This is a genomic window from Bradyrhizobium acaciae, assembly GCF_020889785.1.
Classification (GTDB): domain Bacteria; phylum Pseudomonadota; class Alphaproteobacteria; order Rhizobiales; family Xanthobacteraceae; genus Bradyrhizobium; species Bradyrhizobium acaciae.
In genome coordinates, this window is record NZ_JACMYK010000211.1 from 1 (window position 1) to 9,691 (window position 9,691).

General features: G+C 65.3%; 9 protein-coding genes and 2 pseudogenes. 4 read left to right on the forward strand and 7 right to left on the reverse strand.

All coding sequences use genetic code 11. The features are described from left to right. The first annotated feature begins 424 nt into the window (after window positions 1–424). The gene (locus H8A92_RS38110; protein ID WP_050420199.1) at window positions 425–835 is read left to right on the forward strand and encodes an NADH:ubiquinone oxidoreductase subunit NDUFA12; all 411 of its coding nucleotides are present in this window, start codon (window positions 425–427) and stop codon (window positions 833–835) included. A 380-nt stretch (window positions 836–1,215) separates the two neighbouring features. Here H8A92_RS38110 and H8A92_RS38115 read toward each other — a convergent pair whose 3' ends face one another. Next, window positions 1,216–1,944, reverse strand: coding sequence for a substrate-binding domain-containing protein (locus tag H8A92_RS38115; protein ID WP_233285770.1), 729 nt, complete (start codon window positions 1,942–1,944; stop codon window positions 1,216–1,218). Between the two features lie 94 nt (window positions 1,945–2,038). Continuing rightward, window positions 2,039–2,191, reverse strand: a pseudogene (locus tag H8A92_RS41280) (helix-turn-helix domain-containing protein); the annotation flags it as partial. 126 nt (window positions 2,192–2,317) lie between these two features. Between H8A92_RS41280 and H8A92_RS38125 the strand changes: the two are divergent. Continuing rightward, entirely contained in the window at window positions 2,318–3,073 is a 756-nt protein-coding gene (locus tag H8A92_RS38125; protein ID WP_229200430.1) for a molybdate ABC transporter substrate-binding protein, read from the forward strand. A gap of 21 nt (window positions 3,074–3,094) precedes the next feature. On the opposite strand, the gene H8A92_RS38130 is transcribed toward H8A92_RS38125, so the two are convergent. Further along, window positions 3,095–3,796 carry a DJ-1/PfpI family protein gene (locus H8A92_RS38130; protein WP_229200431.1) on the reverse strand — a complete coding sequence of 234 codons (702 nt, stop codon included), beginning with the start codon at window positions 3,794–3,796 and terminating at the stop codon, window positions 3,095–3,097. Window positions 3,797–3,899: 103 nt separating this feature from the next. On the opposite strand from H8A92_RS38130, the gene H8A92_RS38135 reads away from it, so the two are divergent. Then, on the forward strand, window positions 3,900–4,838 hold the full coding sequence (locus H8A92_RS38135) for a GlxA family transcriptional regulator (RefSeq protein WP_229200432.1): 939 nt from the start codon (window positions 3,900–3,902) through the stop codon (window positions 4,836–4,838). A 657-nt stretch (window positions 4,839–5,495) separates the two neighbouring features. Here the strand turns inward: H8A92_RS38135 and H8A92_RS38140 are convergent. The 4 genes from H8A92_RS38140 to H8A92_RS38155 form a co-directional block, all read right to left on the reverse strand. After that, window positions 5,496–5,930: a hypothetical protein gene (locus H8A92_RS38140; protein WP_229200433.1), complete on the reverse strand. Its 435-nt coding sequence runs from the start codon at window positions 5,928–5,930 to the stop codon at window positions 5,496–5,498. Between the two features lie 123 nt (window positions 5,931–6,053). Further along, window positions 6,054–7,277 (reverse strand): SLC13 family permease, encoded by a 1,224-nt coding sequence (locus H8A92_RS38145; protein WP_229200434.1) that lies wholly within the window; start codon window positions 7,275–7,277, stop codon window positions 6,054–6,056. Window positions 7,278–7,447: 170 nt separating this feature from the next. Beyond that, window positions 7,448–8,389, reverse strand: a complete 942-nt coding sequence (locus H8A92_RS38150; protein ID WP_229200436.1) for an alpha/beta hydrolase — start codon at window positions 8,387–8,389, stop codon at window positions 7,448–7,450. Between the two features lie 36 nt (window positions 8,390–8,425). Next, complete coding sequence (locus tag H8A92_RS38155) at window positions 8,426–9,205, reverse strand: SDR family NAD(P)-dependent oxidoreductase (protein ID WP_229200438.1); 780 nt, start codon at window positions 9,203–9,205, stop codon at window positions 8,426–8,428. Window positions 9,206–9,451: 246 nt separating this feature from the next. Between H8A92_RS38155 and H8A92_RS38160 the strand changes: the two are divergent. Continuing rightward, window positions 9,452–9,691, forward strand: a pseudogene (locus H8A92_RS38160) (DUF2155 domain-containing protein); the annotation flags it as partial.

Below are 9,691 nucleotides of genomic sequence, written 5' to 3' on the forward strand. Positions count from 1 at the left end.
GCCAGCCGCCACCACCGCCGCCGCCGCGTGCACCACCGCCACCGCCCATCGCGCCCATCTGCGCGGCGGTCTGGGCGAACGAAACGGTCGGCGTCACGGCCAACGGCAGCGCAAGCGCCAATGCCGCGGCAGTGCTCAGAACCTTCAGATTGATCATTTTGGACTCCATCAAAACGGACAATGTCTAACCATTTGTGCGGTGGGACGTTCCAGCGCTAGACATTGATTGTCCGTCACCTTTGCGTAGCCAGCGGCGCATGTATGGCAGGTGAACAAAACTTCCCGTGACCGCGTCATTTGGTCGCCGAATCGTCGCTGGACGGGGGCAATTCGGGGAGCGCCGGGCGCCCTTGGCGGTGGCTGGACATTTGGGGATTGAGGTGGCATCAGAGCCTCATAGCCTCGAACCGACGACCGGCCGCGCATGAAACAATTCCTGCTGAAATTCTTCACCTGGTGGAATGGCCAGACCTTTGGCACGCAGTTGTGGACCTCGCGATTCGGCGAACTGGTCGGCGAGGACGAGCAGGGCAATCGCTACTATCGCACCAAGGGCGGCGAGATCGACCCGACGCTGCATTTCGAGCGCCGCTGGGTGGTCTATAACGGCTATGCCGAAGCGTCCCGGATCCCGGCCGGTTGGCACGGCTGGCTGCATCACACGGTTGATGTGCCCCCGACCGATGAGAAGTACGTGGCCCGGGAATGGGAAAAGCCGCATCTGCCGAACATGACCGGCACCGCGCAGGCCTACCGTCCGTCCGGCTCGACGCTGGCGAGCGGCCGCCGCCCCAAGGCGACCGGCGACTATCACGCCTGGACCCCGGGAAGCTGACCTTCAGGCATTGCTGTATCTGACGTGCACGTGCGTAACACCGCGGGTGCATCGCACGCGCGCCCGGCAGCGCAAGCGCGCGCCTGTGGACAACGGTAACAGCGGGGACAGGTAGGTTGCAGCCGGTGCTGCCCGCTTGCGCCGGACGCGGGTTCGCGGCTCAATGAAGCCATCTTACGGAGATGGGAAACCATCGCGTCGGATCGGGCTCCAGATCGCGACTGTCCCGATGAGCAGCGGCCTCCGAGTTGGATGCGGCCGGGAGATAGGCCCCCGGTACAGATGTCCTGAAATCGCCCGCAAATGTGAGGCTACCGTGAGACAGGAAGGGCCGCTCGGGAAACCGGGCGGCCTTTTTCTGTTGCAGGCCAGACGAAGCGTCAGGGCGTGCTTTTGCCTTGAGCCTTGGTTTGAGCTTTGCCTTGGGCCAGCGGCCCGGCAACGTCGCGAACGCAATCGGCAAACACCTGCGCGACCGGGCTCAGCATGCGGCCCTTCAGGGTGAAGATCGCCGTCGGCAGATGCCATCGCGGCAAGGTCACGGGCAGCGCCTTGAGCAGGCTGGCTCCGGGCCCGAACCGCAGCGCCGAGCCCGGAACGAGTGTGAGGTAGCGTCCGGTGGCGAGCAGGCTGATCCGCAGGTGGAGCGAGTTGCTGAAGATCGTTGCGGTGGGGACCGGCAGCTTTGCAGCATGGAATGCTTGGACGAAAGGCGAGCCGGCTTCCGCCTCCGGCGTCGACAGGATCCACGGTGCGTCGACGAGCTCTGACAGCGTCAGCTTGCGGCGGCGCGCCCAGGAGCTTTGCGGGCCGGCGACAATGACCAGCGGTTCGTAGAACAGCGGCCGCATGTCGATGTCGGAGTCCGGTGTCTCGGTCAGCAGCCGCGAGATCACGATCTCGCATTGACGCTCCCGGAGCAGGTTGAACTGATGCAGTGCGGTGCCTTGCTCCAGCCTGACGCGCAGTCGCGGCAGTCGCTTTGACAGCCGCTCGATTGCGGCCGGCACGAGGCCGGCGGGCCCATACCTCGGTGCAGGCGATGCGCAGCTCGCCCGCCTTGGGATCGGCGAGATAGGCGATCTCCTCGACGCTCTGCCGAAGTTCATCGAACACCGCGGTGCCGCGCTTGAGCAGCGCCTTGCCGAACAGCGTCGGCGCGATGCCGCGCGCAGTGCGGTCGAGCAGCGTCACGCCGAGCATGTGTTCGAGATTGGCGATCGTGCGCGAGATCACCGGCCGCGAGATCGCCAGGCGCTCGGCGGCCTTCGCCATGCTGCGCTCCTCGACCACCGTCATGAAGACGTGGAGGTCGCGAGGCTTGAGGAAACGCCCAACCCTGTCGGCCCAGCGCATATGACGTACCTAAATGGCTACCGGTCTGTCGAATAATCGACCTTGTGGATACTCCTGTTCCGACGCTAACTCCAGCTCCGGGTCTGAACTCGCGGTCTGGATCCGCTTGAGACGCAGGAGACGGTGATGAGGGGCATTCGCGTCGTGGTCACGGCGCTTGTATTGGCGACGAGCGCCACGACCGGTGGTGCGGCCGAGGTCACCGTTCTCAGCACGCCGACCATGAAAGGTGTCTTCAATGACCTTGCGCGCGCATTCTCGCGCGCGACCGGACATACGCTTGTCCTCACCTTTGAGGGCGTGCCGGTGCTCAAGCGGCAGATCGAGGCGGGCGAGACGTTCGATGCTGCCGTCCTGCCGCCGGCGGTGGTCGATGATCTCACGCGGCTCGGCAAGATCGCCGTGGGTTCGCGGTCCAACATCGCCCGCACTGCGGCCGGCGTTGCGATCCGCGCGGGTGCGCTGATGCCCCAGGTCGCCTCCAGCGAGGACCTCAAGCGAACGCTGCTGGCGGCGCGATCAATCTCCTATTCAAGCGAGAGCGCGAGCGGAAGCTATTTCCTTCATCTGCTCGATCGCCTCGGAATTGCGGGCGACGTGAAGCCGAAGCTGCTGGCTGTGGCAGGGCGGAGCCCGGTGGAGGCCGTCGCACGCGGCGAAGCAGAGCTGACGGTGATCACCGTGCCCAACATCGTCGGGGTCGAGGGCGTCGCTCTCGCAGGCGTCCTTCCCGATGAGTTGCAGAACTACACCACCTTCAGCGTCGGCATCAGCGCCAATGCCGGCGAGCGGAAGGCCGCCGAGCAATTGATCGCATTCCTGCACTCGCCGGCGGCTGCCGCAGTGATACGGAGCAAGGGATTGGAGCCCGTTGCTCCCTGAAGCAGCAATTGTCGCGTGCGATCACGAGGACCCGCCTTGGGTGAGCCGCGCCGCCGCGCGGCCCATCAATTCGCCGCGGCGTGCGTGGGCCGGTCCCATTCGCTCCTTCATGAAGTCGAGGATCTCGGCCGGTGCGGTATCCGGTGAGCCGGCATTGAACGGCGGAGCCGGGTTGTATTCGAGCCTGAGCTGGATCGCTTCCGCGGTCTTCCGATCGACGAGCTCGGACACCAGCGTCAGCGCGAAATCGATGCCGGCCGTGACGCCGCCGCCGGTGAAGCGATTGCGGTCGACGCAGACGCGCGTCCTGGTCGGGATCGCGCCGAAGCCGGCGAGGAAATCGATCGCGCTCCAATGCGTGGTGGCGCGGTAGCCCTTCAGGAGGCCGGCGGCGCCGAGCACCAGCGATCCCGTGCAGACCGACGTGACGTATTTCGCTCCCGCTGCCTGCTTGCGCAGGAAGGCGAGCATCTCTTCGTCACCGACCATGTCGTCGGTGCCGAACCCGCCGGGCACGCAGATCACGTCGAGCTGCGGGCAATCGGCGAAGGTCGTGGTCGGCGTCAGGACCATGACGGAATCGCTCGGAACGGGTTCGATCCGTTTCCAGATCAGGTGCACCTTCGCGCCGGGCACCGAAGAGAACACCTGCAGCGGACCGGTGAGGTCGAGCTGGGTCACCTTCGGGAAGACGAGCAATCCAATCTGCAGCGGTTCGGACATCGGAAGCCTCCAAATAGCGCTTGACGGAACCACGATGCCATGATGGCCTCCCGTCCAGAATGGCGTATTTCCCTCATTTTCGGACGTAGCGAGGATTTGGCAAATGATCGGCATCCTGATCTTTCCCGACTTTCAGTTGCTCGATGCAGCCGGTCCGATCGCGGCATTCGAGATCGCGGCGCGTTTCGCCAACAACGCGCCCGATATCAAGACGATTGCAGTGAAGGCGGGGCCGGTGCGCTCTTCGTCCGGCGTCGAGATGCTCGCACGCGGCCTCAAGCCGTCGGCGGCGTTCACGACGCTGATCATCGCCGGCGGCAATGGCGTGCGTACGCCGGCGAGCTGTCCGACCACGCTGTCATTCGTGCGACGGATGGCGGGCCGCGGCATTCGCGTCGCCAGCGTCTGCTCGGGCGCCTATGTGCTGGCCGAGGCGGGCCTGCTGGATGGCCGCCGCGCCACCACGCATTGGCAGCGCACGCCGCATTTCGTGAAGACCTATCCCAAGATCAAGCTCGAACCGGACCAGATCTTCGTCCGCGACGGCAACATCTGGAGCTCGGCCGGGATCACCGCGGGCATCGATCTCGCGCTCGCCATGATCACCGAGGATTACGGCGACGAGATCGCGCAGAAAACCGCGCGGCAGCTCGTGCTGTATCACCGGCGCAGCGGCGGCCAGTCGCAGTTCTCCTCGCTGCTGGAATTGAAGGCGCCGAACGGCCGGTTCGGGCCGCTGCTGGCCTGGGCGCGCGAGCATCTCGACGCGCCGCTGACGGTCGAGGACCTCGCCGACAAGGCCGGGATGAGCTCGCGGCATTTCACCCGCGCCTTCATTGCGGAGACCGGCACCACGCCGTCGAAAGCGGTCGAACGGTTGAGGATCGAAGTGGCGCGGCAGCGCGTGCAGTCGTCCGGCGAGGCGATCGAGCGCGTCGCCGAGATCGCCGGCTTCCGCGATCCCGAGCGGATGCGCCGCGCCTTCATCCGCGCCTTCGGCCAGCCGCCGCAATCGCTGCGCCGGGCATCGCGCGCCGGGTAGGTCGTGAATTGCGGAACGCCGGCGAGTTCCTGGAAAACGGCGAAGCGAGCGCTGCCGCCGATGAGGGACCGTCGCCAAACTCGTCGGCACCGTCGGCAAAAGCAATTTGAGTTTGGGACAAGCTCGTTGTCCAAACTCATCCGATCGATGCTGTCTTTGTGGTGAACCGGCGCGACGGTTCCCGTGACTCACGTCAAGTGGGCGTCGGGGACCAGAGGAGGTTCAAGTGACAAAGCATCGAACGATTACCGGGTTCGTGGCCGTCGCCCTGCTGGCTGTCACTGCAACCGCCGCGACGGTGAGGTCGCACTTGCCGCGGACCGCAGGCACTGTCGTCTCCGACACGGACGCGCTCCCGGCCAGGGATTTTAGCGACCGGTGGTCCGCGATATCCGCCTTGCCGTCGGCGACCGACATGGCTGAGCGCGCACCTGACGCGCGCTGAATCGGTCAGGTCCCGCCCTTCGGGGCGCGCAGGGTTTGCTGCAGCACAAAACCCCCGCCAAAGCGGGCAGGATGTCGAACGACCTGGTCTCGAACGACTTGGTCCCGAATAGAAACTAACGGTTCCGCCGCGCCGGATTGGCGCAGCCGTTCACCAATACACGCTGAAAATCCGCGAATGTGCTGGGCACGAAACGTGCCCGAGCCCAGAGATCACCGGGTCAAGGTGTCGGTCGCGATCTTCTTCTTGAGTGCTTCGCAGGTATCCCTGACCTCCGTGGTCATCAACGAGACGGCTTCGATCTGCAGGAAAAAGCGCTTGCCCTGATCGCGGTAACCCGCAGCGAACTCCTTGATTTCCGCGATCATGTCGTGGACGCCGGCCACCATGACTTCGCAGTTCTTGGCGGCCAGTTGCAGTTCCGTTCCAAGCGCCTCGATCTCTTTCACCGCCGCTTCATATTCGCGCACGACCGCCTCGGCGGACAGCATGCCCACCTCATTGACGCCGTTGCGGTGCTCGACGTAGTCCGGCATTGGTGAGAGAGGCCGAATGTTGCTGCGTGGTCGATGCGAACTCACCGTTTCGATTTCGCCTTCGGTCTTTTCCAACGGGGCGCGGGCGAGGACTTCTGCACTAACACTCATGCGAACGCTCCATAAGCTGTTACGGCGAATGGAGTTTAGCAATGTCAACGGATTTGTCTCGCTTTTCCACAAGTTTGAAATAGCGTGATTGTGCACTGCAGCATGGCGAAATCAGCATTTCCGTCAATGCGGCGCGTCGGGATGCCAGCCGAGCAGGGCGAGCATCACGAAGAAGCCGACGACATAGGCCACCATGATCGGCCAGCCCTGGGTGATCCATCGAACCACCGACTTGGCCTCCGGATACATGTTGGACACGGCGACGCCGGCGGACGAGCCGAACCAGACCATCGATCCGCCAAATCCGACCGCATAGGCCAGAAAGCCCCAATCGTAGCCGCCTTGCTTCAGCGCCAGCGCGGTCAGCGGAATGTTGTCGAACACCGCCGAGACGAAGCCGAGCCCGAGCGCGGTCTGCCATGATGCGGCCGGCAGCTTCTCCACCGGCATCATCGAGGCCGCCGTCACCAGCGCAAGCAGGAACACGGTGCCCTTGAGTGTTTCGGGCATGACAGACCAGTCCGGCCGCCGCAGCACCGAGGTGACGAGGATCGCGGCCCAGACCGCGAGCCCGAGCACGGGCAGCGCGTCGAGCATCGCGGGGAATTTCAAATTGGCGGTGATATTGGCCGTGAGCGCGGCCAGCAGGATCACGGCGACGATCGCAACGCGCGCCCAGTCGATGCTGAGGCCGGACGGTGCGTTCTTCACGATCGGGGAAAAGCGATGCTGTTGCAGCGAGGCCGGCACCGCAAACACCAGCATCGCGACGACGGCGGCGACGTAGGCGTCGACGACGGTGAGCGGGCTGATGCCGTCGATCCACATCATCGTCGTCGTGGTGTCGCCGACGACACTGCCGGCGCCGCCGGCATTCGACGCGGCGACAATGGCGGCGAGGTAGCCGATATGGACGCGGCCGCGGAACACGTGGCGTGCGACGGTGCCGCCGATCAGCGCGGCGGCGATGTTGTCGAGGAAGGCCGACAGCACGAACACGATCACCAGCAGGATCAGTCCGCCCTTCCAGTCGTCGGGCAGCAGCGCCGGCATCTCGTCGGGGATCCGGCTCTCCTCGAAATGCCGCGACAGCAAGGCAAATCCCATCAGGAGCAGGAACAGGTTCGCGAGCGTCACCCATTCGTGCTCGATGTGGTGCACGAGGCCGGGCAGGCCTGCGCCGAACTTCGCAAAACCCGCGAACAGCAGCTTGTAGGCAACGATCGCGGCAAGGCCCGTCAGCGCCACCGCAAGCGTGTGATGATGGAACAGCGCGACGCCGAGCAGCGTCAGCGCGAACAGGATGAAATCGAGTGGGATACCGTAGACGAGGATTGGCGTGAGCAAGGTGATCTCGCTGGCTGGGGTGCCCGGCGGCGTGAAGAGCGTCCGGCCGCACTATCGCGCGGCGCGGGGAACTTCAAGGCGCGCTAACGCCGCAAGGTGCGCCGGCCATCCATTCACGAGCCCGGATCGGGGACGCCGCTACCAGCGCGTCGCCCCCTCGATCCGATCGCTCAGCCCAGCGACCTCAGCCAGGCGCTGATCTCGGTCACCGCCACATTGGCCTGGTTGAGCAGCTTGCCCATGGTGAAGAAGCCGTGGAACTGGCCGGGGAAATGCCGGTAGGTCACGGGCACGCCGGCATCCTCAAGGAATTTCGCGTACTCATCGCCTTCGTCGCGCAAGGGATCGGCGCCGGCGGTCAGCACATAGGCCGGCGGCAGTCCGGCGAAGTTGTTCGCGCGCGCAGGCGAGGCGCGCCAGTTGCTGTTGTCGGCGTCGCCGAGATAGTGGTTGCCGAACCAGCCGATCACCGAATGCGTCAGCAGGATGCTGGTCTCGGGTTCGCTGTGGGACGGATGCTTCCGCGAGAAATCGGTTGCAGGATAGATCAGCAGCTGGGCGGCGAGTTTCGGTCCGTTGTCACGGGCGGTGAGGGCGACCACGGCCGCGAGGTTGCCGCCGGCGCTGTCGCCACCGACAATCAGGCGCGCCGCATCGATGCCGAGATCTTTCGCGTTGGCGGCGACCCATTTGGTCGCGGTGACGGCGTCGTCCACCGCGGCGGGGAAGCGATGCTCGGGCGCGAGCCGGTAATCGACCGAGATCACGATCAGCTCGCCCTCATGGGCAAGTTTCTGGCAGACCACCTCATGGGTATCGAGATCGCCGATCACCCAGCCGCCGCCGTGGAAGAACACCAGGCATGCTGCTAGTCCGTTGGTCTTGCGCAGCGTCTTCGGCGTGTAGATGCGGGCCGGGATCGAGCCGTGCGGCGCCGGGATCGAAAGCTCCCTGCTCGATTCAAGCGCGGGCGGTTCGGGATTGGAGACGATGCGGGCGGCGCGATAATATTCGCGGGCCTCCGGTGCGGTCAGCGATTCATAGGCGGGGCGGCCGGCCTCCTGGAACGCCTTGTAGACGGCGGCGGCATCGGGATCGAGAACGACGGGCATAGGCAACAAACCTTCTTGTCATGCTGAACTGAAGTGTCAGGCGGCGATGCGGCCGCCGTCGACGGTGTAGGCGGAGCCGGAGACGTAGCTCGCCTCGTCGGAGGCAAGGAAAGCGACGATCGAGGCGACCTCGCTCGCGAGCCCGAGCCGGCGCGCCGGAATGCGGTCGACGATCTTCTCGACCGGCGGCGGTGCGTTGCCGCCGGAACGTCCCTGCAGGATGGTGCTCAGCATGCGGCTCTCGATCATGCCGGGGCAGACGCAATTGACGCGCACGCCGGTGCCGCTGCATTCCCAGGCCGCGCTCTTGGTCAGTCCGATGACCGCGTGCTTGCTGGCGCTGTAGACCGCGATCATCGGCGATCCCACGAGGCCCGCGATCGAGGCGGTGTTGATGATGCTGCCCTTGTTCTGCTTCAGCATGACCGGCAGCACATGCTTCATGCCGAGGAAGACGCCGACGACATTGACGTCGAGCACCCGGCGAAAGCTCTCCAGCGAGTATTCCGGGATCGGCTTGATGTCGCCCTCGATGCCGGCGTTGTTGTAGAAAGCGTCGATGGTGCCGAAGCGGTCCACGGCGGCGCGGACGTACTCCTTGACCTCGTCCTCATCGGTGACGTCGGCGGTGATCGAAAAGGCCTCGGCCGAGGCGGGCAGCTCCTTGATGGCGGCCGCAAGATCGGCCCCCTTGCGATCGACCGCGACAATCCGCGCGCCGCGTTCGGCGAGCAGGTGAAGCGTGGCGGTTCCGATGACGCCGGCAGCCCCGGTGACGACGGCGACCCGGCCATCGAGCCTGATGCGATCTGGCATGTTGGGTTTCCTCTGGCTGGTCCGGTTCGATCCGGATTTTCCTGGTTTTCACGCGGTGCCGCGTGCCTTCAGCGTGAGGACTATCACACGTGTTCCCAAGGGTGACCAGTGGGTCACCAGAGGGCCGGGGAGGGCCGGCCGGGCGCCCTTTCCCCGCCGTATTCGGCGTGTTAACCGGTGGCCTGCGAGCGGCCGATATCAAGGTAGACTGTCGCGAGCCCGATTCGCCCTTTAAAGCCGCGCGAGATGCTTCGAACCATTGCCCTGACTGGCTTTGCGGCCTTGGTTGCCGCCTCAACCATCTCGCTTGCGCCGCCCGCGCGCGCGCAGATCGGAACGATTTTCTCCGATCCCGCGCCGCGTCCGCCTGGCTCGATCCCGCGTGGCCAGGTGGCGCCTCCCAGCGACGACGACGAGGAAGTGCCGGAATTGCCGCGCGGCCGCCTGCTGCCGACCCAGCCGCGGGCATTGCCGCCGGGGCAGGCG

What these genes read in the sequence shown, in the direction of transcription:
- H8A92_RS38155 (WP_229200438.1), bottom strand. Translation starts at nt 9,205, where the DNA reads ATGCCAGATCGCATCAGGCTCGATGGCCGGGTCGCCGTCGTCACCGGG.
- H8A92_RS38110 (WP_050420199.1), top strand. Translation starts at nt 425, where the DNA reads ATGAAACAATTCCTGCTGAAATTCTTCACCTGGTGGAATGGCCAGACC.
- H8A92_RS38115 (WP_233285770.1), bottom strand. Translation starts at nt 1,944, where the DNA reads ATGAACTTCGGCAGAGCGTCGAGGAGATCGCCTATCTCGCCGATCCCA.
- H8A92_RS38135 (WP_229200432.1), top strand. Translation starts at nt 3,900, where the DNA reads ATGATCGGCATCCTGATCTTTCCCGACTTTCAGTTGCTCGATGCAGCC.
- H8A92_RS38125 (WP_229200430.1), top strand. Translation starts at nt 2,318, where the DNA reads ATGAGGGGCATTCGCGTCGTGGTCACGGCGCTTGTATTGGCGACGAGC.
- H8A92_RS38140 (WP_229200433.1), bottom strand. Translation starts at nt 5,930, where the DNA reads ATGAGTGTTAGTGCAGAAGTCCTCGCCCGCGCCCCGTTGGAAAAGACC.
- H8A92_RS38150 (WP_229200436.1), bottom strand. Translation starts at nt 8,389, where the DNA reads ATGCCCGTCGTTCTCGATCCCGATGCCGCCGCCGTCTACAAGGCGTTC.
- H8A92_RS38130 (WP_229200431.1), bottom strand. Translation starts at nt 3,796, where the DNA reads ATGTCCGAACCGCTGCAGATTGGATTGCTCGTCTTCCCGAAGGTGACC.